Source organism: Streptomyces sp. NPDC088097 (assembly GCF_044741845.1).
Lineage (GTDB): Bacteria > Actinomycetota > Actinomycetes > Streptomycetales > Streptomycetaceae > Streptomyces.
Map to the genome: position 1 here is coordinate 110,599 of NZ_JBIUTJ010000016.1, position 23,403 is coordinate 134,001.

Sequence of the window (23,403 nt, forward strand, 5' to 3'; positions counted from 1 at the left end):
CCCGCCTTTCGTAAGGAAAGGTGGGGGCTTCGGTCCTGATGTCCGTGCGTGGCGCGGGGCTTACTTCGCCTCGGCCTTCTGCAGCTCGGCCAGCTCCTCGTCGGACTCGCGGCCCGGCGTGGGGAGGTTCCACTTGGTGATCGCGAAGCGGAAGACGAAGTAGTAGATCACCGCGAAGCAGAGGCCGATGCCGACCAGGCCCCACGGGTTCTTCGCGATGCCGAGGTTCAGGACGAAGTCGACCGCGCCGGCGGAGAAGCCGAAGCCGTCCTTCATGCCGAGGGCCCAGGTCAGCGCCAGGGAGACACCGGTGAGGACCGCGTGGATCGCGTAGAGCACCGGGGCGATGAACATGAAGGTGAACTCGATCGGCTCGGTCACACCGGTGACGAACGCGGTGAGCGCGAGGGAGAACATCATGCCGCCGACGACCTTGCGGCGCTCCGGGCGGGCACAGTGGACGATCGCGAGGCAGGCCGCCGGGAGGGCGAACATCATGATCGGGAAGAAGCCGGTCATGAACTGTCCGGCGCTCGGGTCACCGGCGAGGAAGCGGGCGATGTCACCGTGGACGGCGCCGTTGGCGGTGTCGAACGAACCGGCCTGGAACCACGGGAAGGAGTTCAGCAGGTGGTGCATGCCGATCGGGATCAGCGCGCGGTTGGCGACACCGAAGATGCCCGCGCCGACCGAGCCGGAGCCGACGAGCCACTCGCCGAAGTTGTGCAGACCGGCGCCGAGGACGGGCCAGATGAGACCGAAGACGATACCGGCGACCAGACCCGCGAGGGCGGAGAGGATCGGCACCAGGCGACGGCCGCCGAAGAAGCCCGCCCAGTCCGGCAGCTTGGTCCGGTAGAACTTCTGGTACAGCAGGGCGGTGATGATGCCCATCACGACACCGCCGAGCACACCGGCGTTGACGGGGGCGTCGACCTCGACGATCTTGCCCGCCGCGACCTTGGCGACCTTCGGCAGGTTCGAGTCGGTGAAGGTGGCGAGCACCTTCTGGAAGACCAGGTAACCGGTGACGGCGGCCAGGGCCGTCGAGCCGTCCGACTTCTTCGCGAAGCCGATCGCGATGCCGACGGCGAACAGCAGCGCCATGTTGTCGAGGATCGCGCCACCACCGGCGGCCATGTAACCGGCGATCTTCAGGACGAAGGTCGGGAACACGTCCTTGTCGCCGAGCATGTCGTCCGCGCCCAGGCGGAGCAGCAGAGCGCCGGCCGGCAGCACGGCAACGGGGAGCATGAGGCTCCGGCCGATGCGCTGCATGACGGCCATCACGCCAGCGCCCTTCTTCTTTTCCGCAGCGGTCGCTGTGGACATGGGGTTCCTCCAGAGGACAAGGCGCTGCCAGGGGGCAAGGAAGGGGGTTGGCGGCGTCTCAGAAACGGGGGGACCTAGGACCGGAACCGGCCATCTGGTCTACACCACTTAGTGGTGTAGACCAGTTGTAGCACGGTGAGGTCTGCGTAAGGAACCCATCATTTTCGTGGTGGAGGACACACGGGTGCATCAGAGACAAAGGCCCCCGGACCCGATGGGTCCGAAGGCCTTCGCGCTCAGGCCTTAGGCCTGAAAGGGTACGGGTTGCGGCGGTTTGCTCACGCCTTGGTGGTCTCCCCCTGCATGGCCGCGATCTCCTCGTCCGACTCCCTGCCCGGTGTCGGGATGTTGAAGCGGGTGATGGCGAAGCGGAAGACCGCGTAGTAGACGGCGGCGAAAACCAGACCGATCGGGATGATCATCCAGGGCTTGGTCGCCAGGTTCCAGTTGATGACGTAGTCGATCAGGCCCGCAGAGAAGCTGAAGCCGTCGTGCACGCCCAACGCCCACGTCACCGCCATCGACACGCCCGTCAGCACCGCGTGCACCGCGTACAGCGCCGGCGCGACGAACAGGAACGAGTACTCCAGCGGCTCCGTGATGCCCGTGACGAACGAGGTCAGGCCGACCGACAGCATCAGGCCGCCGACCTCCTTGCGGCGCAGCGGCTTCGCGCAGTGCGTGATGGCCAGCGCCGCCGCCGGCAGGGCGAACATCATGATGGGGAAGAAGCCCGACAGGAACAGGCCGGCGTCCGGGTCGCCGTTCAGGAACATGTTGATGTCGCCGTGGACGGTCTTCCCCTCCGGCGTGGTGTACGAGCCGAACTGGAACCAGATGGGCACGTTCAGGAACTGGTGCAGGCCGATCACCAGCAGCGCGCGGTTCGCGATGCCGAAGATGCCGGCGCCCCACGAGCCCAGGCCGATCAGCCAGTCGGAGAAGCTCTCCAGCGCGTCGCCGACCGGCGGCCAGATCCACAGGCAGAGCGCGGCGAACACGATCGCGACGAACGACATGATGATGGGGACGAGCCGGCGCCCGTTGAAGAAGCCCAGCCAGTCGACCAGCTTCACCCGGTGGTAGCGCTGCCAGAACCAGGCCGCGAGCAGGCCCATGACGATGCCGCCGAACACCCCCGGGTTCTGGTACGTGAACCCGGCGAAGGTGTCGTTCGGGCCCAGGCACCCGCCGCCGATGTTCCGGGTGCCCGGCGGGCAGTCCTTGGGGAAGGCGTGCAGGACGCCCCGGTAGACGAGGAACCCGGCGACGGCGGCGAGGGCGGTCGAGCCGTCCGCCTTCTTGGCCATGCCGATGGCGACGCCGATGCAGAACAGCAGCGGCAGGCCGAGGTCCGGATCGAGCAGGGCGCCGCCCGCGCCCGCCATCACCCTGGCGAGCCCGGTCCAGTTCAGGCCGTCCTTGCCGAACACGTCGGGCTGCCCCAACCGGTTCAGGATGCCCGCCGCCGGCAGCACGGCGATGGGCAGTTGGAGGCTCCGCCCCATCTTCTGAAGCCCTTGGAAGAGGCCGTTCCACCACTTCGGCTGTGGCACCGCCGCAGCACTGCTCGCGCTCATCGCGTCCTCCCTGACCCGGCCCGTTTTGGCAGTCGCAACACTTGCGGCACACTGGTGTAGACCAGTTGCGGGCAGGCTGCTGCTGATGGTCATCATTCGGCAGGAACAGGTCCCATGCCCGCGTAGATGGGCCAACCGTGGGTTACCGTGACCAAGCGGACGCACCTGGTTACGGCCGCCGAGACTCGTTCTTCGAAACACCCAGGGAGAAACACATGGCCACCAAGGCTGAGAAGATCGTCGCCGGGCTCGGCGGCATCGACAACATCGAAGAGGTCGAGGGCTGCATCACCCGCCTCCGCACCGAGGTCAAGGACCCGAGCCTGGTCAACGACGTCGCCCTCAAGGCCGCCGGCGCCCACGGCGTCGTCAAGATGGGCACCGCGATCCAGGTCGTCATCGGCACCGACGCCGACCCGATCGCCGGCGAGATCGAAGACATGATGTGAGCTGAGCCCACCGGCTCCGCACCCCACCACGAAGACCCCGCACCACCCCACCACGAAGACCCCGCGCCGACCGCGTACCGCCCCGTACCGGACACCGGACGGGGTCTTCGCGCACCCGGGCACCGACTAGGCTCACAGCCATGTCTCGCATCGACGGCCGTACGCCCGAACAGCTCCGCCCGGTCACCATCGAACGTGGATGGAGCAAGCACGCGGAAGGCTCCGTCCTCGTCTCCTTCGGAGACACCAAGGTCTTCTGCACCGCCTCCTTCACCGAAGGCGTCCCGCGCTGGCGCAAGGGCAGCGGCGAAGGCTGGGTCACCTCCGAATACTCGATGCTGCCCCGCTCCACCAACACCCGCGGCGACCGCGAATCCGTCCGCGGCAAGATCGGCGGCCGCACGCACGAGATCTCCCGCCTCATCGGACGCTCGCTGCGCGCCGTCATCGACTACAAGGCCCTCGGTGAGAACACCATCGTCCTGGACTGCGACGTCCTCCAGGCCGACGGCGGCACCCGCACCGCCGCCATCACCGGTGCCTACGTCGCCCTCGCCGACGCCGTCGCCTGGGGCCAGAAGAAGAAGCTGATCAAGGCCGGACGCAAGCCCCTCACCGGCACCGTCGCCGCCGTCAGCGTCGGCATCGTCGACGGCGCCCCCCTCCTCGACCTCTGCTACGAGGAGGACGTGCGCGCCGAGACCGACATGAACGTCGTCTGCACCGGCGACGGCCGCTTCGTCGAGGTCCAGGGCACCGCCGAGGGCGAGCCCTTCGACCGCAAGGAGCTCAACGCGCTCCTCGACCTCGCCGCCGGCGGCTGCGCCGACCTGGAGGCCCTCCAGCTGAGCGCGCTGGAACTGCAGCTCCCGTAGCAACCGCCGGGCACGGGCCCGCGTCTACGCCGGTACGGGCGCACGGTGTCACAGCCGTGCGCCCGTCCACGTTGAGCCGTCGTACGTACGTACGCGTGTCGCGCTCCCGCACGACACGTCCGCGTCGCCACACCCACGTCCTTGGGGGGACTCCGATGAAGCCCAAACTCCGCCTGGCCGCCGTGGCCCTGACCGCCGTCCTCACCGTCCCGGCCCTGGCCTCCTGCGACGCGATCTCCACCGCGATGGACTGCGCGAACACCGCCGTCGCCATAGCCAACAGCGTCGACCAGCTCCAACAGGCGGTCTCCCAGGCCGGGAACAGCGTCCAGGACACCCAGAACGCGCTCACCCAGATCGAGACCAACCTCAAGCAGATCAAGGACTCGACCGGCAACGCGGACCTCTCCAAGGCCGTCGACTCCATGACCACCGCGGTCGGCAACGTCCGCACCTCCGTCGAGAACGGCGACGCCACGCCCGACGTCCAGCCCGTCGCGGACGCCGCCAAGGAGATCTCCAAGGTCTGCACCCCGGGCTGAGCCGGCCGGCGCGGCGGAATAATGGAGCCATGACTTCCACGCCCCGCCGCCTGATCCTGGCCACCCGCAACCCCGGCAAGGTCACCGAGCTGCACGCGATCCTGTCCGACGCCGGCCTCCCCTTCGAGCTGGTCGGAGCCGACGCCTACCCGGAGATCCCGGACGTGAAGGAGACCGGCGTCACCTTCGCCGAGAACGCGCTCCTCAAGGCCCACGCCCTCGCGCGGGCCACCGGCCTGCCGGCCGTCGCCGACGACTCCGGGCTCTGCGTGGACGTCCTCGGCGGCGCCCCCGGCATCTTCTCCGCCCGCTGGGCCGGCGCCCACGGCGACGACAAGGCCAACCTGGACCTGCTCCTGGCCCAGCTCGGCGACATCGCCGACGAGCACCGCGCCGCCCACTTCTTCTGCGCGGCGGCCCTCGCCCTGCCGGACGGCACCGAACGCGTCGTCGAGGGCCGCCTCCTGGGCACCCTGCGCCACACCCCGGCGGGCGCGGGCGGCTTCGGCTACGACCCGGTCCTCCAGCCCCTGGGCGAGTCCCGTACCTGCGCGGAACTCACGGCGGCGGAGAAGAACGCCATCTCCCACCGAGGCCAGGCCTTCCGAGCCCTGATCCCGGCGGTCCGCGAGCTGCTGGGCTGAGCCGGCCCCGCACGCCGAAGGCCCCGCACGCGCTCGCGTACGGGGCCTTCGGGTTGGTGGGCCCGGTGGGACTCGAACCCACGACACACCGGACCTAAACCGGCGCCCTCTGGCCAGCTGGGGTACGGACCCATCGCGGACACTTTACTGGCCGTCGAGGGCCGGTTGTGAGGAGGCGGTCATCGGGGCGGCCTGCGGGTACCTCCCCGGCACCAGGTGCTGGTGATCGCATGGCAGTTGGGGCACAGCAGCCGGAGGTTCTCCGGGCGGTCGTCGCTCCAGTCGCCGTTGACGTGGTCGACCTCCAGGGTCATGGGGCGCCCTCGCCATCGCGCGGGCGTCGCGCACCGGTCACAGCACTCGGGTACCCCGATCTCGCGCAATGCCCTGCGCAGGAACCTGGTCGCGGTACGCCGCTTCCCTTCGTGGCGGACGAGGATCTCCTGGGCCGTCCGACGGGGAACCGTGCCCGGCCTGTCGCGCTGGTGCGCCTGACCCAGGAAGTGCGACGTGTCGAGTCCGGCCTCTCGGATCCACGCCTTGAGGGAATCGTTGCGGCTGGAGCCGCCGGGAAGCCCGAGGTGCCGCAGGGTCTCGGCCAGCGACAGGGACACCGCGACCGCCTCGCGCAGGGCTGCGGCCCCGGGCCTGACATGGCGCGTGTACGGCCTGCGGCGGAGGTGAGAGACGTCGATGTCGTAGGTGCGCATGCGCCGCACGAGGTAGGCGCCGAGCCCGGGGTGCGGGTCTTCTGTGCCCAGACGGGCGATCACCGCCTCGATGTCTTCGCAGTGCGCGGCCGCGTCGGCCAGGACCTCCCGCGTGTAGCGGATCGGGCCGGTCATCGACGCCCCTTGGCCCGGCCTCGGTACGTGTCGGTCGTGGCATGGCAGTTGGGGCACAGCAGTCGGAGGTTCTCCGGGCGGTTGTCACGCCAGTCACCGTTGATGTGGTCCACTTCCAGCGGTAGGCGCTCGCCCATCCACTCGGCGTGGATACCGCACTCCGCGCAGCGCTCCTCCACGCCGAGTGCGGTCAGTGCGCGCCTGAGCCGCTCACCTGGAACGCGTTGCGCCCTCTCGGGCTCCTGCCTCACGAGCAGGGACGCGGGGGTCCTGCGGGCGTGGTGCCGGCCCGCGCCGGAGGACGAGGTGAAGTGCGAGGTGTCGATCCCCAGGGCCTTCACCTTGCGGCTGATGTGGGTGTGGTGGCCGCCCACGCCCTCCACCCCCAGGCGCCGCAGCACCTCGTACATGTTCGTCGATGTGGACACCGCGGCTTGGAGGACCTCTTTCGTCCACTTCCCCCCTTCCCGCTCGAAGTGGCCCACCTCCACCCCCAGCTTCCGCATGCGGTCGAGCAGGTAGCGGCGCGACGGGCCCCTCGGGTCGACCCCCAGCTTCGCCAGTGCCTCCGTCAGCGTGCTTGACGTGCTCGCCGCCGCTGTGAGGCGTTGCTTCGTGTACGGGCTGGTCGGCATTCCGGTCCCCTCCGTGTTCGGCCGCGCGTGCGGTCCTCGTACGGAGTAACGGGGTGGCCGGCAGCCGGTCACGGGGGGTTTCGTCCGATAAGCGGAGCGGCCCGCACCGGAGGGGTGCGGGCCGCTCGGGCCGGGGGTGCGGGTCGGCTTCAGACGCCGAGGTCCTTGATGATCTTGGCTACGTGGCCCGTCGCCTTCACGTTGTAGAAGGCGTGCTCGATCTTGCCCTGCTCGTCCACGACCACCGTGGAGCGGATGACCCCGGTGACCGTCTTGCCGTAGAGCTTCTTCTCGCCGAAGGCCCCGTACGCCGTCAGGGTCTCCTTCGACGGGTCGCCGACCAGGGTGACCTTCAGGTGCTCCTGCTCGCGGAACTTCGCCAGCTTCTCCGGCTTGTCCGGGGAGACGCCGATGACGTCGTAGCCCGCCTGGGCCAGCACGTCCAGGTTGTCCGTGAAGTCGCACGCCTGCTTGGTGCAGCCGGGGGTCAGGGCCGCCGGGTAGAAGTACACGATCACCTTGCGGCCCTTGTGGTCGGCCAGCGAGACCTCGTTGCCGTCCGCGTCGGGCAGGGTGAAGGCGGGGGCGGGGTCGCCCGGCTGGAGTCGCTCGCTCATGTCAACTGTCTCCTCGGGAGGGGATCGGTACGCCATGAGCCTAAGCTGACGGAGCTGACAGACTGTCCATGACGGATCACGCCCACAGAAGACAAACGACGGAGGCAGCGCGGTGCCGGAAGCCAGGACCCCCGCACAGATCGAGGCGGACATCGTCCGCCGTCGCGAGCAGCTCGCCGAGACCCTCGACGAGATCGGGGTGCGGGTGCACCCCAAGACGATCATCGGGGACGCCAAGGCCAAGGCGGCCTCCGCCGTGGACCAGACCGCCGGGCGTGCCCTCGTGGCCGTCAACCGGCTCGTGACCGATGTGAAGGACGGCCTGCGCGACGCCGACGGAGCCCCGCGCATGGAGCGCATCCTGCCCGTCGCGCTCCTCGCGGTGGGTGTGGTGGGGCTGCTCGTCGCCACGGCGCGCCGCAAGCGGTGACCACCCTCCGGGGTACCGGGCGGGTGGGGGCGGGTAGGTTCGGGGCGTGAGCGACGACACCACCACCCACGACAAGCTGCCCATCCGCATGCTCCACGACCGCGTGCTCGTGAAGTCCGACCTGCCCGAGGGCGAGCGCCGCTCGGGCGGCGGCATCCTCATCCCGGCGACGGCCGCGGTGGGCAAGCGGTTGGCCTGGGCCGAGGTGGTCGCGGTCGGGCAGAACGTACGGAGCGTGGAGCCGGGCGACCGGGTGCTCTACGACCCGGAGGACCGGGCCGAGGTGGAGGTGCGCGGGGCGACGTACGTGCTGATGCGCGAGCGGGACCTGCACGCCGTGGCCGCGGAGCGGCTGGAGGGTTCGAAGGATTCCACGGGCCTGTACCTCTGACCCGCAGGGGCCCTTCCGAGGATTTCGTGAGCCGTAGTGCGATGAGGGGGCTGGTGGCCGAGGTCACCGGCCCCCTTCCGGTTCCTTTGCTACGGTGGAGGGGAACCCCGACGAGACGCGCCGTACCGGGTCGCAGGACGCAAAGACGACGCACTCCCCGTTCCGTCTCGTCCCGGAGGTGCCTGCCATGGCCTGGGTTCTGCTTCTCGTCGCCGGTCTGCTCGAAGTCGGCTGGTCGATCGGCATGAAATTCACCGAGGGCTTCACCCGGCTGTGGCCGTCCGTGTTCACCGGCGCCGGGATCGTGGCCAGCATGGTGTTGCTGTCGTACGCCGCCAAGACCCTGCCCATCGGTACCGCGTACGGGGTGTGGGTGGGCATCGGCGCGGCCGGTGCGGCCGTCCTCGGTATGGCGGTGCTGGGGGAGCCCGTCACCGCCGCCCGGATCTTCTTCATCTGTCTGCTGCTGGTCGCGGTGGTGGGGCTCAAGGCCACCTCCGGTCACTGACCCGCCCGGTCACTGACCCGCCCGGTCACTGACCCGCCCGGTCACTGACCCGCCCGGTCCCGTGGTCCGTCTACTCCACGAATTGGGCCGGGGGGCGGCGGCGGCCCTGGGTGGCGCCGCCTTGGGTGGCGCCCTGGGTGTCGCCCCCGGTGGTCTGGCCGCCGTTCGTCTGACCGCCGGTGGTCTGTCCGCCTGTGGTGTCGCCTCCGGTGGTCTGCCCGCCGGTGGTCTGGCCCCCGTCGGTCTGCCCGCCCGTGGTCTGGCCTCCGGTGGTCTGTCCGCCGTTGTTCTGACCGCTGGTGGTCTGTCCGCCGTTCGTCTGGCCCCCGGTGGTCTGGCCGCCGGTGGTGTCGCCGCCGTTCGTCTGGCCGCCGTTCGTCTGACCCCCGTTCGTCTGACCTCCGTTGTTCTGGCCGCCGTTGTTCCGGCCGCCGTTCGTTTGACCTCCGTTGTTCTGACCGCCGTTGTTCCGGCCGCCCGTGTTCTGCCCCCCGTTGTCCTGCCCGCCCGTCGGGCGGGTCGGCGCGCTGCTGCCGTCCTGGGGTTCCTCCGGGAGGGTGGGCGGGAGCGGCGGGAGCCGGTCGGCCCCCGGCTGGAGTTCGAGGTCGAAGTCCACCGGGTCCGTGCCCTCCAGGGCCGTCTTCGTGTAGGCGGCCCAGATCCGGGCCGGGTAGCCGCCGCCCCCGATGCGGGCCTCGCCCAAGGCGCCGTAGAGGGACTGGAGCGTGCCCGTGTCCGGGTCCTGACCCATCATCGACACCACCGTGACCAGGCCCGGGGTGTACGCCGCGAACCAGGCCGAACGGTCCAGCTCGGCCGTGCCCGTCTTGCCCGCCGCGGGGTGTCCGGCGGCGAGGGCGGCCGTGCCCGTGCCGTTGTCCACGACGCTGACCAGCATGGACGTGGTCGTGTCGGCGGCCTCCCGGCTGACGGCCTGCCGGGCCGCGCGGGCGGGGAGGTGGACGTCCTCGCCGTCCTTGGAGATCTTCTCCAGGAAGGTGTACGGGGTGCGGCGGCCGTGGTCGGCCAGCGTCGCGTACGCGTGCGTCATGTCCAGGACGCTCGCCTGGAGGGTGCCCAGGGCCATGGCGGGGACCGGCGGGAAGTTCGGGGTGTCCTCGGGGATGCCGAGCGCGATCGTCGTCTCCTTGACCTTCACGGTGCCCACGTCGACCGCCATCTGCGCGTACACGGCGTTGACGGAGAGGTCGGTGGCGGTGTTGACGGTGATGTCCCCGTACGAGATCTGGCCCTCGTTCTCCGGGTTGTAGCGGATCCGGCCGCCGACGACGGGCCGCCGGTTGTCGCCGTTGTAGAGGGTGTTCGGGGTGATGCGACGACCGTCCTGGGTGCGGGAGTCGTTCTCCACGGCGGACGCGAACACGAACGGCTTGAAGGTGGAGGCCACCTGGTAGTCGTGCCGGGTCGCGTTGTTGACGTACTGCCGGGTGTAGTCGACGCCCCCGTAGAGGGCGACGACCTTGCCGGTGGCCGGGTCGATGGAGACCCCGCCGGCGCGTACGTACCGGTCCGCGGGGCGGGCCGCCGGGTCGAGCTTGTCGACCATCTCCTTCTCGACGGCGTCGACGAAGGCGTTCTCGCGGCGCTTGTCGATGGTGCTGGTGATGCGATAGCCGCCCTCGGCGAGGGTCTTGTCATCGAGGATGCCGTTCCCGACGATGTAGTCCTTGACCGCCTCGACGAGGTATCCGCGCTGGCCGGACAGGCCGGAGGGGGGACGGATCTTGCCGGGCTCGGGGAACTTCGCCGCGGCCCGGTCCGCCGGGGACAGCCACTTCTTCTTCACCATGCCGTCGAGCACGTAGTTCCAACGGGCCTCGGCGCGGCCGCGGCTCTGGGGGTGGGCGACGACGTCGAAGGCGCTGGGGGAGTTGAGGAGGGTGGCGAGGTAGGCGCCCTCGGCGGTGGTCAGCTTGTTGGCGTCCTTGCCGTAGTAGGCCTGGGCGGCGGCCTGGATGCCGTAGGCGTTGCGGCCGAAGTAGCTGGTGTTCAGGTATCCCTCAAGGATGTAGTCCTTCGACTCCTCGCGACCGAGTTTGATCGCGATGAAGAACTCCTTGGCCTTCCGCTTCAGCGTCTGTTCCTGGCCCAGGTAGTAGTTCTTGACGTACTGCTGGGTGATGGTCGAGCCGGACTGCTTGCCCTTGCCGGTGGCCGTGTTCCAGGCGGCGCGCACCATCGCCTTGGGGTCCACCGCCCGTTCGGAGTAGAAGTCGCGGTCCTCGGCGGCCAGGACGGCCTGTTGGACGCTGCGGGAGACCTGGGACAGGGGGACGTTGACGCGGTTGACCTCGCCGTCGCGGGCCAGCTGGGAGCCGTCGGCGTAGAGGTAGACGTTGGACTGGGCGGTGGCGGCGGCGTTGGCCGGCGGGATGTCGACCAGCAGGTATCCGGCGACGAGGGCGCCGCCGATCAACAGGGCGGCCAGCAGCAGGCCGCCCAGGAGCATCCGCCAGGTCGGCAGCAGGCGCCGCCATCCGGTGCGCTTGCGCGTGGCCTTGCCGCCCTTGCCGCCCTTGCCGTTCTCGGCGGGGGGTGCGCCCTGCGCGGGGGGCGGGGTCCGGCCCGCCGGCGGTGGCGGGGTGTCCGGATCGCGAGGGGTCCAGCCCGGTGGTGGTGACTGGTCGCTCATCTCCGGAACTCCTCGCGGCCGTACGAAATATCCACTTCTGTACCTCATGGTGTCTACCTGATGCCCGGCGATTCCGCCCCGGGCGGGCGTAAATCGGTCGCGTGGCTCGCCCCTCCGCACTAAGCTCGCGCGCTTTGGCCGACGTAGGAACGAACGGGAAATGGGAGGGATACGGTGCGTCAGAAAGCCGGTGGGAGCGTGTCGCTCTACCTGGCCGTCGCGGGCGGCGGATTCCGGCGGTACGCCACCTACGCGACGGCGACGGCCGCGGGGGTGTTCACGAACACCGTCTTCGGCCTCATTGTCGCCTACACCTACATCGCGCTGTGGGACGAGCGTCCCGGACTCGGCGGCTACGACCAGGCGCAGGCCCTCACCTTCGTGTGGGTCAGCCAGTCGCTGCTGGCGGCCGGCGCCCTGATCGGGGGCGGCTTCCAGGAGGAACTGCAAGAGCGGGTCCGTACGGGGGACATCGCGGTGGACCTGTACCGCCCGGCGGACCTCCAGCTGTGGTGGCTCGCGGCCGACCTGGGCCGGGCCGCCTTCCAACTGCTGGGGCGCGGGCTGGTGCCGTTGCTGGTGGGGGCGTTCCTCTTCCCGTTGGCGCTGCCGACCGACCCGGCGCGCTGGCTGCTGTTCGCGGTGTCGGTGCTGCTGGGGCTCGTGGTGAGCTTCGCCGTGCGCTACCTGCTGGGGCTCGCGGCGTTCTGGCTGATGGACGGTTCCGGGATCAACATGATGGCCACGGTCGTGACGATCTTCTTCTCGGGGATGCTGCTGCCGCTGACGGTGTTCCCCGGAGGTTTCGGCGAGTTGGTGGGCGTCCTGCCGTGGGCGGCGATGCTCCAAGTGCCGATGGACGTACTGCTGGGCACCCACGCGGGGGCCGGGGCGGCACTGGGGGCGCTGGGGTTCCAGGTGTTCTGGGTGCTGGTGTTGCTGGGCGCGGGGCGCCTGGCGCAGTCGGCGGCCACGCGGAAGGTGGTGGTCCAGGGTGGCTGAGACGGAACTGACCCTGGTCGGGCGGGAGGAGCCCGCGGCCCGGCCGGAGGAGGCCCGGTCCGGCGGGAGGGTGCGTGAGGGGTTGCGCGGCTACGGGCTGATCGTCGGGATGTGGGTCCGCTCGACGATGACGTACCGGACCTCCTTCTTCCTCTCCCTCTTCGGGAACGCGGCGATCACGCTCCTCGACTTCGTCACGATCTTCATCATGTTCTCGCACGTGGACGTGCTGGGCGGCTTCACCCTCCCCGAGGTCGCGTTGCTCTACGGCTCCTGCTCGGCCTCCCTGGGCCTGGCCGACCTGCTCCTCGGCAACACCGACCGGATCGGGGCCCGGGTGCGCGACGGGTCCCTCGACACCATGCTGGTGCGGCCCGTGCCGGTGCTGGCGCAGGTGGCGGCGGACCGGTTCGCGCTGCGTCGGCTGGGGCGGGTCGCGCAGGGGCTCGGCGTGCTGACCTGGGCGTTGGCGTCCCTCGACCTGGAGTGGACGGTCGGGAAGGTGCTGCTGGTCCCGGTGATGGTGGTGGCGGGGGCGGGGATCTTCGGGGCGGTGATGGTGGCCGGTGCGGCCTTCCAGTTCGTCGCCGGGGACGCCGCCGAGGTGCAGAACTCCTTCACCTACGGGGGCTGCACGATGCTCCAGTACCCCCCGACCGTCTTCGCGAAGGACCTGCTGCGCGGGGTGATCTTCATCGTGCCGCTGGCCTTCGTCAACTGGCTGCCCGCGCTGTACGTGCTGGGCCGGCCCGAGCCGCTGGGGCTGCCGGGGTGGGTGGGCTTCCTGAGCCCGCTGGTGGCCTTCGTGGTGTTCCTGCCCGCGTCGCTGGCGTGGCGCGCGGGAGTCCGTTCGTATCGAAGCACGGGGAGTTGAGCCGGCTGTGACCGAGGCACTGATCTCACTGGAGGGGGTCGAGAAGGTTTTCGACGTCCGACGCCGGGTGAACTGGATGAGGCGGGAGAAACGGCAGGTCAGGGCCGTGGACGGGATCACCTTCGAGGTGGCCCGGGGGGAGATGGTCGGCTACATCGGGCCCAACGGGGCGGGCAAGTCCACCACCATCAAGATGCTGACCGGCATCCTCACCCCGAGCGGCGGGCGGCTGCGCGTCGCCGGCATCGACCCGGCGCGGGAGCGGATGCGGCTCGCGCACCGGATCGGGGTGGTGTTCGGGCAGCGCACCACCCTGTGGTGGGACCTGCCGCTCAAGGACTCCTACGGGCTGATGCGGCGGATGTACCGGATCCCGGCCGCGCGGTTCGCCCGGAACATGGAGCGCTGCGTGGACCGGCTCGACCTGGCCGAGCTGCTCGACGTACCCGTACGGCAGCTCTCGCTCGGCCAGCGGATGCGCGGGGACATCGCGGCGGCCCTGCTGCACGATCCGGAGGTGCTGTACCTGGACGAGCCCACCATCGGGCTGGACGTGGTCAGCAAGGCCAAGGTGCGGGGGTTCCTGCGGCAGCTGAACGAGGAGCTGGGCACCACGGTGCTGCTCACGACGCACGACCTCCAGGACATCGAGCAGTTGTGCGAGCGGGTGATGGTCATCGACCACGGGCGGCTGATGTACGACGGGCCGTTGGGCGGCCTGCACGAGGCGGGCCCGCAGGGGGCGGAGAGCGAGCGGACGCTCGTGCTCGACCTGGAGCGGGAGCTCGCCCCCATCGAGGTGGCGGGGGCGCGGGTGGTGAAGGTGGAGGGGGCCCGGCAGTGGCTGGCCTTCCCGGCCAAGGCCTCGGCGGCCCCGCTGGTGGCGGAGGTGGCGGCCCGCTACCCGCTGCTGGACCTGTCGGTGCGGGAACCGGACATCGAGGACGTGATCGCGCGGATGTACGCGGGGCGGGGGTGAGCGGTCCGGGTGAGGGGGCCGGGTGAGGGGGCCGGGTGAGGGAGAAATCAGGGGCGGGCCCGGGGCCCGCCTCGGGGTAGGACGTACACCCGCGTGGTACGACTGCATAGGGTGGTCCACATGAGTGACGAGCGGCCTCAGAAGCCGTTGCCGGAAGAGCAGTTGCCCGAGGAGACGGCGTCGCCGGAGAGGGCGACGTCACTGGAGAAGCCCGCCCCCGCCCCCGCCCCCGCCCCGGCGCCCCGCACGGCGCCCGAGTCGGAGCGGGCGCCCTCCCTGCGCGCCTCGGACGCCGACCGGGAGCGCGTGGTGGACCGGCTGCGCGACGCCGTGGCCGAGGGCCGCCTCGACATGGAGGAGTTCGAGGAGCGCCTGGAGGCGACGTACGCGTCCCGTACGTACGCCGACCTCGAACCGCTCACCCGCGACCTGCCGGCGCCCGGCGCCCCGTCCGGTGTCCCCGTCGGCCCGCGGGCGGCCCCGGCGGGCACGCCGGGCCGGACCTCCTGGGTGGACCGGATCGGCGGCGCGGGAACCTCGACCACGGCCGTCGCGGTCATGTCGGGATTCCAGCGCAAGGGCCACTGGACGGTGCCGGCCCGCTTCAACGCGGTCGCCTTCTGGGGCGGTGGCGAGCTGGACCTGCGCGAGGCGAACTTCGCGGAGCGCGAGGTCGTCATCACGTGCGTGGCCGTCATGGGCGGGATCCAGATCACCGTCCCTCCGGGCGTGGAGGTCGACGTACGGGGCATCGGCATCATGGGCGCCTTCGACCAGGGGTCCGTCCCGGTCCCGGCCCAGCCGGGCGCGCCCCGGGTGATCGTGAACGGGCTCGCCTTCTGGGGCGGGGTCGAGATCAAGGTCAAGGAGCCGAAGTCCGCCAAGCGGGTGGAGGGCCGCGAGCGCCGCAAGGAGCTGTAGGTCCCGTCCACGGCGCGCCGGGAACTCCCCGGGCCTCCCGGGAGTCGGATGCTATGCACACAAAACCGGCCACGGGGGGAAGGCAGGAGCACGTGGAACACGTGAAGGCGACAGGCGACACGACGGGACCGGAGGCCGCACCGGCCCCGCCCGAGGCTCCCCCGCGGGGGCTGTTCGTGCTCAACGAGGCGGACGAGGAACGGCGCGGCGGGGTCCGCCGGATGAAGGCCACCGCGACGGGACTGCTGGTCTTCGTCGCGGCGGTCTACGTCCTGGCGAAGTACGCCCAGCACGCCTGGGGTGCGGGCGGCTGGGCCGGGTACGTGGCCGCCGCCGCCGAGGCGGGCATGGTCGGCGCCCTCGCGGACTGGTTCGCCGTCACCGCGCTCTTCCGGCGGCCGCTCGGCCTGCCCATCCCGCACACGGCGATCATCCCGACCAAGAAGGACCAGCTCGGAGCCTCCCTCGGGGAGTTCGTCGGCGAGAACTTCCTCTCGGCCGACGTGGTGCGCGCCCGCTTGCGGGCCCTCGGCATCGGCGGGCGCCTCGGGGCCTGGCTGGCCGAACCCGCGCACGCCGACCGGGTCACCGCCGAGCTGGCGACGGCCCTGCGCGGGGCCCTGACCGTGCTGCGGGACTCCGACGTGCAGGCCGTCGTGGGGGAGGCGATCACCCGGCGGGCCGAGAGCGCCGAGATCGCCCCGGGCATCGGCAAGACCCTGGAACGGGTCGTCGCCGACGGGGGCCACCACCGCGCCGTCGACCTCGTCCTGGCCAAGGCCCACGACTGGCTGGTCACGCACGGGGAGTCGGTGATGGACGCGGTCCAGGGCGGCGCCCCCGGCTGGACCCCCCGCTTCGTCGACCGCAAGATCGGCGACCGGGTCTACAAGGAGCTGCTCCGCTTCGTCACCGAGATGCGCGACATGCCGAGCCACCCGGCGCGCGGGGCGGTGGACCGCTTCCTGACGGACTTCGCGGCCGACCTCCAGTCGGACACCGAGACGCGGGCGCGGGTGGAGCGCCTGAAGACGGAGATCCTGGCGCGCGGCGAGGTGCAGGACGTGATCGCCTCGGCCTGGACCGCGGTCCGCTCGATGATGATCTCGGCGGCGGAGGACGAGCGGAGCGAGCTGCGGCTGCGCGTGCGCTCGTCCCTGTTGGCCCTGGGGTCGCGGCTGGCCACCGACGGCCGGCTCCAGGCCAAGCTGGAGGGCTGGATCGAGGGGGCGCTGGTCTACGTGGTCACCACCTACCGGACCGAGATCACCTCGCTGATCACGGACACGGTGGCGGGTTGGGACGCCGAGCACACCTCGCGCAAGATCGAGGCCCACATCGGCCGTGACCTGCAGTTCATTCGCATCAACGGCACGGTGGTCGGTGCGTTGGCGGGCCTCGCGATCTACTCGCTCTCGCGGGCCTTCGGGGCGTAGGTCCTGTCGAAGACCGGCCGGGGCCGTGGGGTGAACGTTCCGCCCCGCGGCCCCGGAGTCCGGCGCGGGTCAGTCGCGGTCGGCGACGGCCCAGGCGGTGGCGGCCACGACCACGGCCGCGCCGATGACGGCCGGCCAGGCGCCGACCTTCTTGGCCAGCGGGTGCGCTCCCGCGAAGCCGGCCAGGTACAGGGCGCCGAGCCCCGCCGCCGCCGGGACGCCGCCCCGACGGTGCCACTCGCGCCCGGCCACGACCCCCGCGGCGCCGAGGACGACGCCGCCCAGCGGCCGCTTCTTGGTCCAGCGGGCGACGGCGTAGCCGCCGACCAGGCCGGCTGCCGCCACCGCGGAACTGGGTACGCGCGCCATGTCGAACTCCCTCGTTCGTCTTGTCCGTTTGTCGTTCGTCTTGTCCGTGGGTCCGTCGACGGTCACGCGACCGTCCGACGGTCGTGCCGGTGATGAGATGATCATCGGATGATCGGTCGGACCGGATGCCCCGTCCCGAGGCTAACGCGGTCGCCTGACCGCCCGGCGGGCGCCCAGCCCGCCGAGCGCGAGCACGGCCGCGCCGATCGCCGCGTCCGGCACGGCCTCCCGGACGGCCGGCGGCAACAGCGCGACCACCCCGAGGACGAGGAGGAAGGCGAGCGCGCACCGACCGGCGATCCGCAGCAGTCTGTCCACGGGCTGCTCAACGCGGTGGCCCGGCCCGCGACACGGACCGGACCGAGGCGTTTTGTCGCACACTCGCCGTTTCTGCGGACTGGCGGGTTCGGGAACTTCCTGGGCTTAGATTCGGTCTTCCAGAGGGAAACCCGCTCAACCCAGCACCATCACCATCTTCACCGGGAGTCGACACCGTGATCTCTTACGGCCGAGCCGTCCTCGACCTCTCGGACGAGCTGGTCGACGTCTACGCGGACGTGTTCTCCGCGCCCCCTTGGAACGAGGGCGAAGAAACCATTCGCCAGTTCTCGGCGCGCCTCCAGACGGACGTCCGCCGCCCCGGATTCCGTACGGCCTTCGCCCAGTCCCCCACCGGCATCGACGGCTTCGCCACCGGCTGGCTGACGCCGGCCCCCTTCCCGAAGATCCGCGCCTACCCGCAGGTCGCCGCCCAACTGGGACCGGCCCGCGTGCGCGAGCTTCTGGTCGGGGCCCTGGAGATCGACGAACTCGCCGTACGGGCCTACGCGCGCGGCACCGGCACCGGCCGGACCCTGCTCACCGAGATCACCGCCGACGCCCCCGACCGGCGCGCCTGGCTGCTGACCTCGCGGCTGGCCACCGACACCGTCGCCACCTACCGGCGGCTCGGCTGGCGCGAGGTGCCCGCGCTGCCCGGCACGGAGAGCGGAGTGGTGGTCTTCCTGTCCCCGGACCACCCGGCCCGCGACGGCCGGGCGGCGTAGGACACGCCGCGGGGCGTCATCTTCGCCCCGGGCCGCCCCCTGTCGGCCCCGCCGGGCCCGGGTCGTGCGACGGGACCCGAAGGGGCGGTCTGGGGCGCGGTCCGGCCGGGCATATCGGGGCCGTGATCACCTCCAAGGCACCCGTACCCGTGGCCCGCCGACAGCTCGGCCTCGCCACCCGCCACCAGCTCACCCGCCTCGCCGGGATCCCCGAGGGGACCGTCACCTCCCGCACCCGCCCCGGCGGGCCCTGGCAACGCCTCCTGCCCCGGGTCTACCTCCTCCAGACCGGCCCCCCGGACCACCGCCAGCGCGCCCTGGCCGCCGTGCTGTACGCCGCCGAGCCCACCGCCGACCCGCTCGGCGGGGACACCGCCGTGCTGACCGGCGGCGCCGCGCTCGCCCTGCTCGGCATCCGCGACGCCCCGCGCACGCCCGCCGACGTACTGGTCCGCGCCCCGCGCCGACTCACCGCGACCCCCCGGGTCCGGCCCCTGACCACCACCCGCTGGCCGGCCACGGTCACCGTGTCGGGCGTCCCCAGCGCCCGCCCCGTGCGCGCCGCCGCCGACTACGCCGCCCGCGCCGAGCCGGGGGAGCGCCCCGACCGGATCCGTTCCGTCCTCGCGCAGGTCGTCCAGGCCGGCTGGTGCCACCCGGACGACCTCCACGCCGAACTGCGCGCCTCCCGCCTTCTGACCCGCCCGGCGATCCGCGGGGCCGCCGCGGAACTCCTGGCCGGGGTCCGCTCGGTCGCCGAGGCCCTCGCGCGCGACGCCCTCGGCGCCTCGGACCTCCCCGAACCCCTCTGGAACGCCCGCCTCCACACCCCGGACGGGGCCTTCCTGGCCAGCCCGGACGCCTACTGGCCCGACGAGGGCGTGGCCCTGGAGATCGACTCGGCGGAGTACCACTACACCCGCGACTCCTGGCAGGCCACCCTGCGCCGCCGGCTCCGCCTGGAGTCCCACGGGGTCCTGGTGGTCAGCGCGACGCCGGCCATGGTCCGCGACACCCCGGCGGAGGTGGTCGCCGCCCTCCGCGCCCTCCTCGCCCTCGCGGGCCGCCGCCCCGCACCGGCCACCGTCCTGGCCCGGGGCCACCGACAGCTCGCGCTGCCGCTCTGATCCGGTCCGACCGCGCTGTCGGCGGGGCGGTCCAGAATGGCCGGGTGGAGAAACTGGCGACGACGGCGAACGTCCGCGCGCGGATGAGCCGGCAGAAGAGCCGCGACACAGCGGTGGAAGTGGCGCTGCGCAAGGCGCTGCACGCGGCGGGGGCCCGCTACCGGATTCACCGGCGGCCGGTGAAGGGCGTACGGCGCGAGGCGGACATCGTCTTCGGGCCCGCCCGGGTGGCCGTCTTCGTCGACGGCTGCTTCTGGCACGGCTGCCCCGAGCACGCGACCTGGCCGAAGAACAACGCGGAGTTCTGGCGCGGGAAGATCGAGGGCAACCGCCGCCGGGACGGCGACACCGATGCCCGCCTCGCCGAGTCGGGTTGGCTGGCCCTGCGGGTCTGGGAACACGAGGACGCGGACGGGGCGGCGGCCCGGATCCTGGCCGTGGTGGCGGCCCGGCGCCCCACCGGGGCCCCGAAGCCACCCGGGACGCCGGCGCCCTGATCCCGGCGCCCCCACCCCTGGGGCCGAGGCCGGCCGGGTCGAGGCCGTCCGGTCAAAGCCGTCCGGGTCAGGCCGTGCGGGTCAGGAACGTGTGGATGGCCCGGGCCAGCGTCGTGCCGAGCCCCACCGGTACCGCGTTGCCGATCTGCCGCGCGATCTCGATCTTCGTCCCGTACCACTTGAACGTCTCGGGGAAGCCCTGGATGAGGGCGGCCTCGTAGTGGGTGATCGGCCGGTCCTCCGTGGGGTGGAGGTAGCGCCCCTTCTCCGGCTTGTAGAACTCCGTGCGGATCGTCACCGACGGGGTGTCCTCGCGCATGCGCCCCATGACGTCACCGGAGCCCGAGTCGTGCCGGTCCCAGCTCTCGGTGGACAGGTAGGACTCCGGGCCCTTCAGGCGCGCGTACCCGGGTTCGGTGGAGAGGCGGATGCGGCCGGTGCGGTCGAGGCGGTAGCTGATCCCGCGCAGGGCGTTGCGGTTCCCGTTGGCCGGGATCGCCTTGTACCGGGCGCGCGAGAGGTCCTCCGGCCGGCGGCCGAAGTGCAGGTCCGTCGTGAGCCAGTGCCCCGGCACCGTGCCCGCCACGTCCGCGTCGTCGCGGGGGTCGGGCATGCTCTCCAGGACCGGGCGGCGCGCGGAGACGTCGAAGACCGTGGAGACGGGTACCCAGCGGGGCAGTGGATGCCCACCGGGATGGTCGTCGAAGAGCCCCTCCTGCGGCCTCTCGGACGCCGTCCAGCCGTTCTTGGCGTGGGTCGGCGCGGGGTGCCAGAGGGGTTCGGCGAAGTCCTTGTGGGTGCAGATGACGATCACCCGGCGCCGGGCCTGGGGCACGCCGTGGTCGGCGGCGTTCAGCAGGGCGGGCACCACGGTGTAGTCGTGCAGGGGGTGGCCGCGGGTGGCCGAGGCGGAGAGCAGCTCCGCGTACTGCGGGGACCTCAGAAAGCGGTCGACGTTCTCGATCACGAAGACCTTGGGGTGGACCTCGGCGACCACCCGCACGTACTCCCGCCACAGCTCGTTGCGGGGGTCGGTCGGATCCTGCCGGCCCAGTCCGGAGAAGCCCTGACAGGGGGGACCGCCCATGATCACGTCGACCTCCCCCTTGAAGGGGGCGGGGTCGAAGTCGGTGATGTTCCCGGCGTGGACGTGGGAGCCGCCGAAGTTCGCGGCGTACGTCGTCGCGGCGGCCCGGTCGAACTCGACCGCGGCGACGGAGGTGAAGGGGCTCGACGCGCCTGCCGGGCCCGACCCCGCACCCGACGGGATGTACTGGCTGAAACCGGTGGAAAACCCCCCAGCCCCCGCGAACAGATCCATGACGCGGATCGGTCCCGGTGAGGACGGCTGGGGCTGCTTTCTGCTCATGGGGGCCAAGTGTAATCACCGCCTCCGCCGCGCCCGGGGGCTCGATCGGGGCCGTCGGGCGCGGGCGGCGGGGGGTGCTGCGAGGCCGGTCGAAGACCGTTCCGGAGTGGTTCGGGGCCCCGGATCAGGACCCGGTGGCGCCGTGGCACTCCGCGTACGCCTTGCCCGAGGCGCACCAGCACGGGGCGCCGGCGGCGGGGGGCCAGGAGGTGGCCCTGCCGCGGGCGGCGAGGGTGGTGGCGTATTCCGGGAGGAGGGCCGGGGAGGCCGGGGAGGTCTTCTCCGAGGCCGCGAAGGCCTCGTAGGAGGGGACGCTCGCCGTGACGATGCCGAGGTTGGTGGTGCCCGAAGCGGCCAGCGCGCGCAGCGAGGTCTCGGTGGCGGCGAGGTGGGCCGCGTGGGAGGGGTACTCCGCCGAGAGGGTCGGGTACGAGGTCAGGAGTTCCGCGAGCTCGGGCTCGGGCCAGTGCAGGATGGCCACGGGGAACGGGCGCGAGAGGGCGGCGCGACGGTCGCCCAGCTCGGCGCGCAGCCGGGCGATCTCGGCGCGCAGCTCGGCCGGGTCGTCGGAGCCCAGGGCCCAGATGCGCTTGGGGTCGTGGAGCTCGTCGAGGGGGATCGGGCCGGTGTGGCGGGTGTCGGCGACCATGTCCCAGTCGTCGTGGGGGAGCCCGAGCAGGCGGCGCACCCGGTGGCGGCCGGTGAGGAGGGCGGTCGTGGCCGTCGTGAGGGGGGCGGAGTCCGTGACGAGCAGGCTCGCCGCCTCCGTGAAGCAGGCGTGGGAGGCCTCCAACTCGTCGTGCGCCTCCAGGGTTTCCGCGATCACCTCCCAGGGCGCCGGGTCGGCGGGCGCTGCCGCGCGGATCCCGGAGATCAGGGCGCGGGCCTCGGCCTCGTGGCCGTATTCCCAGAGGTTCGCGGCCTGGAGGGCCTTGATCAGGTGCGGGTCGGCGGGTTCGGCGGCCAGGAGTTGGTCGTAGAGGGCGCTCGCCCGCTCGCGTGCGTCCGCCAGTTCGAGGTGGGCGGCGGCCTGGAGGAGCAGCGGCTCCTGGTCCTCGGGGTAGCGGGTCGCCGTGCGGATGAGGCGCTCGGCTTCGGCGATGTGCTCGGCAGGCGTGTCGGGGCGCATGGTTCACACCGTACTGCCGCTGGTCAGTTGACGGGGGAGGACTTAGGGTGCCCGCCGTGCGGGATCGCGTGCGTGTGGTGGTGCAGGGCGGCGCCCGGCGGGGACGCCGGGGTGGTTTCGCGCGGCTGCTGTGGGTGGGCGCCGAGCTGATCACGACGCTGGGCGTGGTGGTGGCGTTGCTGGTGGTGCACCAGGTGTGGTGGACGAACCGGCAGGCCGTGGCCGCCGCTCAGGAGCGGGTGCGCGCCCTGGAGGAGGGGTGGGCCCAGGGGGACGCGCCGGCCTCCGGGGAGGGCCCCTCGCCGGGGCCCGCCGCCGAGGAGGATCCGGTGGTGGGGCAGACGCCCGGGGCCGGTGGGACGCCGGAGGCGGCGCGGGAGCCCGCTCCCGGGCCGGGCGCCCCCGCGTCGAAGGCCCCGCCCCAGGCCGGGCCCGGCCCCGCTTCCGCGCAGGCGCCGTCGTACGAGGAGGCGTACGCCGTGCTGCGCGTGCCGCGCCTCGGGCTCGTGGTGCCCGTCGCGCAGGGGGTCGACAAGCGGGCCGTCCTGGACAAGGGGTACGCCGGGCACTACCCCGGGACCGCGCAGCCCGGGGAGGTGGGGAACTTCGCGCTCGCCGGGCACCGCAACACCCACGGGGAGCCCTTCCGGTACGTCAACCGGCTGCGGGCGGGCGACGAGGTGCTGGTCGACGTGCGGGGGCGCCGGTACACGTACGTGGTCGGGAAGGTGCTGTCCGAGACCACCGAGCGGGACACCGGGGTGATCGCGCCGGTGCCGCGCAGCACGGTCCTGCCCGACGCGGGCTACAGCGAGCCGGGCGCGTACCTCACGCTGACCACCTGCACGCCCGAGTACACCTCCAAGTACCGGCTGGTGGTGTGGGCGACGCTGAAGTCCTGACGGCGCTGCCTCGACGGCAGGGCCTAGGCTGGTGCGGTGCCTTCGCATCGGGTGAAACGTCCGCAACTCCTGTGGCTCTGTCTGCCGTTCGTCCTGTTCGTCGGGGCGCTGCCGGTGGTGAACCGGGTGGAGCCGAGGGTGGGCGGGGTCCCCTTCTTCTTCGTGTGGCTGGCGGGGTCGGTCCTGGCCACGCCGCTCGCGGTGTGGCTGGTGCTGCGCGCGGACCGGCGCCGGTGAGCCCGGGGGCCGTG

At 71.9% G+C, this 23,403-nt stretch carries 27 protein-coding genes, 1 tRNA gene and 1 riboswitch; of the genes, 17 read left to right on the top strand and 11 right to left on the bottom strand.

What is annotated here, in order from left to right; all coding sequences use genetic code 11:
* Positions 1-60 precede the first annotated feature (60 nt).
* The gene (locus tag ACIOD1_RS30380; RefSeq protein ID WP_365624216.1) at positions 61-1,332 is read right to left on the bottom strand and encodes a PTS transporter subunit EIIC; all 1,272 of its coding nucleotides are present in this window, start codon (positions 1,330-1,332) and stop codon (positions 61-63) included.
* A gap of 278 nt (positions 1,333-1,610) precedes the next feature.
* Positions 1,611-2,912 (bottom strand): PTS transporter subunit EIIC, encoded by a 1,302-nt coding sequence (locus tag ACIOD1_RS30385; protein WP_365624214.1) that lies wholly within the window; start codon positions 2,910-2,912, stop codon positions 1,611-1,613.
* A 215-nt stretch (positions 2,913-3,127) separates the two neighbouring features.
* Here ACIOD1_RS30385 and ACIOD1_RS30390 point away from each other — a divergent pair, with 215 nt between their 5' ends.
* The 4 genes from ACIOD1_RS30390 (at position 3,128) to rdgB (ending at position 5,422) form a co-directional block, all read left to right on the top strand.
* Positions 3,128-3,361 carry a PTS glucose/sucrose transporter subunit IIB gene (locus tag ACIOD1_RS30390; RefSeq protein ID WP_365624212.1) on the top strand — a complete coding sequence of 78 codons (234 nt, stop codon included), beginning with the start codon at positions 3,128-3,130 and terminating at the stop codon, positions 3,359-3,361.
* Between the two features lie 140 nt (positions 3,362-3,501).
* Entirely contained in the window at positions 3,502-4,236 is a 735-nt protein-coding gene (gene rph, locus ACIOD1_RS30395; RefSeq protein ID WP_365624210.1) for a ribonuclease PH, read from the top strand.
* 155 nt (positions 4,237-4,391) lie between these two features.
* Positions 4,392-4,778 (top strand): hypothetical protein, encoded by a 387-nt coding sequence (locus ACIOD1_RS30400; protein WP_365624208.1) that lies wholly within the window; start codon positions 4,392-4,394, stop codon positions 4,776-4,778.
* 29 nt (positions 4,779-4,807) lie between these two features.
* The gene (gene rdgB, locus ACIOD1_RS30405; protein WP_365624206.1) at positions 4,808-5,422 is read left to right on the top strand and encodes an RdgB/HAM1 family non-canonical purine NTP pyrophosphatase; all 615 of its coding nucleotides are present in this window, start codon (positions 4,808-4,810) and stop codon (positions 5,420-5,422) included.
* A 54-nt stretch (positions 5,423-5,476) separates the two neighbouring features.
* On the opposite strand, the gene ACIOD1_RS30410 is transcribed toward rdgB, so the two are convergent.
* From ACIOD1_RS30410 to bcp, 4 genes are all read right to left on the bottom strand, one after another.
* Positions 5,477-5,554: transfer RNA gene (locus tag ACIOD1_RS30410), tRNA-Leu, on the bottom strand.
* A 47-nt stretch (positions 5,555-5,601) separates the two neighbouring features.
* Positions 5,602-6,267, bottom strand: coding sequence for an HNH endonuclease (locus ACIOD1_RS30415; protein ID WP_401905928.1), 666 nt, complete (start codon positions 6,265-6,267; stop codon positions 5,602-5,604).
* Positions 6,264-6,902 (bottom strand): HNH endonuclease signature motif containing protein, encoded by a 639-nt coding sequence (locus ACIOD1_RS30420; RefSeq protein WP_401905931.1) that lies wholly within the window; start codon positions 6,900-6,902, stop codon positions 6,264-6,266. The genes ACIOD1_RS30415 and ACIOD1_RS30420 overlap by 4 nt, the downstream gene beginning before the upstream one ends.
* Before the next feature lie 149 nt (positions 6,903-7,051).
* Positions 7,052-7,519 (bottom strand): thioredoxin-dependent thiol peroxidase, encoded by a 468-nt coding sequence (gene bcp / locus ACIOD1_RS30425; RefSeq protein WP_365624200.1) that lies wholly within the window; start codon positions 7,517-7,519, stop codon positions 7,052-7,054.
* A 112-nt stretch (positions 7,520-7,631) separates the two neighbouring features.
* Between bcp and ACIOD1_RS30430 the strand changes: the two genes are divergently transcribed.
* The 3 genes from ACIOD1_RS30430 (at position 7,632) to ACIOD1_RS30440 (ending at position 8,848) form a co-directional block, all read left to right on the top strand.
* Positions 7,632-7,949, top strand: a complete 318-nt coding sequence (locus ACIOD1_RS30430; protein ID WP_365624198.1) for a DUF3618 domain-containing protein — start codon at positions 7,632-7,634, stop codon at positions 7,947-7,949.
* Positions 7,950-8,037: 88 nt separating this feature from the next.
* Positions 8,038-8,340, top strand: coding sequence for a co-chaperone GroES (locus tag ACIOD1_RS30435; protein ID WP_124289437.1), 303 nt, complete (start codon positions 8,038-8,040; stop codon positions 8,338-8,340).
* 77 nt (positions 8,341-8,417) lie between these two features.
* Positions 8,418-8,495: riboswitch (guanidine-III (ykkC-III) riboswitch) on the top strand.
* Between the two features lie 32 nt (positions 8,496-8,527).
* Positions 8,528-8,848, top strand: coding sequence for a multidrug efflux SMR transporter (locus ACIOD1_RS30440; RefSeq protein WP_030158619.1), 321 nt, complete (start codon positions 8,528-8,530; stop codon positions 8,846-8,848).
* Between the two features lie 70 nt (positions 8,849-8,918).
* Here the strand turns inward: ACIOD1_RS30440 and ACIOD1_RS30445 are convergent, their stop codons facing one another.
* On the bottom strand, positions 8,919-11,501 hold the full coding sequence (locus ACIOD1_RS30445) for a transglycosylase domain-containing protein (protein ID WP_401905936.1): 2,583 nt from the start codon (positions 11,499-11,501) through the stop codon (positions 8,919-8,921).
* Between the two features lie 198 nt (positions 11,502-11,699).
* Here ACIOD1_RS30445 and ACIOD1_RS30450 point away from each other — a divergent pair, with 198 nt between their 5' ends.
* The 5 genes from ACIOD1_RS30450 to ACIOD1_RS30470 all read left to right on the top strand — a co-directional run bounded on the left by ACIOD1_RS30450 (position 11,700) and on the right by ACIOD1_RS30470 (position 16,713).
* Complete coding sequence (locus ACIOD1_RS30450) at positions 11,700-12,503, top strand: ABC transporter permease (RefSeq protein WP_401905983.1); 804 nt, start codon at positions 11,700-11,702, stop codon at positions 12,501-12,503.
* The gene (locus ACIOD1_RS30455; protein ID WP_401905939.1) at positions 12,496-13,377 is read left to right on the top strand and encodes an ABC transporter permease; all 882 of its coding nucleotides are present in this window, start codon (positions 12,496-12,498) and stop codon (positions 13,375-13,377) included. Before ACIOD1_RS30450 ends, ACIOD1_RS30455 begins: the two co-directional genes overlap by 8 nt.
* Positions 13,378-13,384: 7 nt before the next feature.
* Positions 13,385-14,356 (top strand): ATP-binding cassette domain-containing protein, encoded by a 972-nt coding sequence (locus tag ACIOD1_RS30460; RefSeq protein WP_365624192.1) that lies wholly within the window; start codon positions 13,385-13,387, stop codon positions 14,354-14,356.
* Positions 14,357-14,476: 120 nt separating this feature from the next.
* Positions 14,477-15,277, top strand: a complete 801-nt coding sequence (locus ACIOD1_RS30465; RefSeq protein WP_401905942.1) for a DUF1707 domain-containing protein — start codon at positions 14,477-14,479, stop codon at positions 15,275-15,277.
* A gap of 53 nt (positions 15,278-15,330) precedes the next feature.
* Entirely contained in the window at positions 15,331-16,713 is a 1,383-nt protein-coding gene (locus tag ACIOD1_RS30470; protein ID WP_401905944.1) for a DUF445 domain-containing protein, read from the top strand.
* Positions 16,714-16,782: 69 nt separating this feature from the next.
* On the opposite strand, the gene ACIOD1_RS30475 is transcribed toward ACIOD1_RS30470, so the two are convergent.
* Together ACIOD1_RS30475 and ACIOD1_RS30480 are read right to left on the bottom strand one after the other, a co-directional pair.
* Positions 16,783-17,082 carry a hypothetical protein gene (locus ACIOD1_RS30475; protein WP_365624188.1) on the bottom strand — a complete coding sequence of 100 codons (300 nt, stop codon included), beginning with the start codon at positions 17,080-17,082 and terminating at the stop codon, positions 16,783-16,785.
* A gap of 141 nt (positions 17,083-17,223) precedes the next feature.
* Positions 17,224-17,400, bottom strand: coding sequence for a hypothetical protein (locus ACIOD1_RS30480; RefSeq protein ID WP_365624186.1), 177 nt, complete (start codon positions 17,398-17,400; stop codon positions 17,224-17,226).
* Between the two features lie 176 nt (positions 17,401-17,576).
* Between ACIOD1_RS30480 and ACIOD1_RS30485 the strand changes: the two genes are divergently transcribed.
* From ACIOD1_RS30485 to ACIOD1_RS30495, 3 genes are all read left to right on the top strand, one after another.
* The gene (locus ACIOD1_RS30485) at positions 17,577-18,128 is read left to right on the top strand and encodes an N-acetyltransferase (protein ID WP_365624184.1); all 552 of its coding nucleotides are present in this window, start codon (positions 17,577-17,579) and stop codon (positions 18,126-18,128) included.
* Between the two features lie 122 nt (positions 18,129-18,250).
* Positions 18,251-19,255: a hypothetical protein gene (locus ACIOD1_RS30490; RefSeq protein WP_365624182.1), complete on the top strand. Its 1,005-nt coding sequence runs from the start codon at positions 18,251-18,253 to the stop codon at positions 19,253-19,255.
* A 44-nt stretch (positions 19,256-19,299) separates the two neighbouring features.
* A complete protein-coding gene (locus ACIOD1_RS30495; protein ID WP_401905948.1) occupies positions 19,300-19,752 on the top strand; it encodes a very short patch repair endonuclease in 453 nt (150 codons plus the stop codon).
* Between the two features lie 67 nt (positions 19,753-19,819).
* On the opposite strand, the gene ACIOD1_RS30500 is transcribed toward ACIOD1_RS30495, so the two are convergent.
* Complete coding sequence (locus tag ACIOD1_RS30500) at positions 19,820-21,121, bottom strand: DNA cytosine methyltransferase (protein ID WP_401905950.1); 1,302 nt, start codon at positions 21,119-21,121, stop codon at positions 19,820-19,822.
* A 124-nt stretch (positions 21,122-21,245) separates the two neighbouring features.
* Positions 21,246-22,250, bottom strand: a complete 1,005-nt coding sequence (locus ACIOD1_RS30505) for an SEC-C domain-containing protein (RefSeq protein WP_365624176.1) — start codon at positions 22,248-22,250, stop codon at positions 21,246-21,248.
* Between the two features lie 56 nt (positions 22,251-22,306).
* Between ACIOD1_RS30505 and ACIOD1_RS30510 the strand changes: the two genes are divergently transcribed.
* Both ACIOD1_RS30510 and ACIOD1_RS30515 read left to right on the top strand, forming a co-directional pair.
* Positions 22,307-23,152 (top strand): class E sortase, encoded by an 846-nt coding sequence (locus ACIOD1_RS30510; RefSeq protein ID WP_401905953.1) that lies wholly within the window; start codon positions 22,307-22,309, stop codon positions 23,150-23,152.
* A 36-nt stretch (positions 23,153-23,188) separates the two neighbouring features.
* Positions 23,189-23,389: a DUF3311 domain-containing protein gene (locus ACIOD1_RS30515; RefSeq protein ID WP_365624172.1), complete on the top strand. Its 201-nt coding sequence runs from the start codon at positions 23,189-23,191 to the stop codon at positions 23,387-23,389.
* Positions 23,390-23,403: the final 14 nt, after the last annotated feature.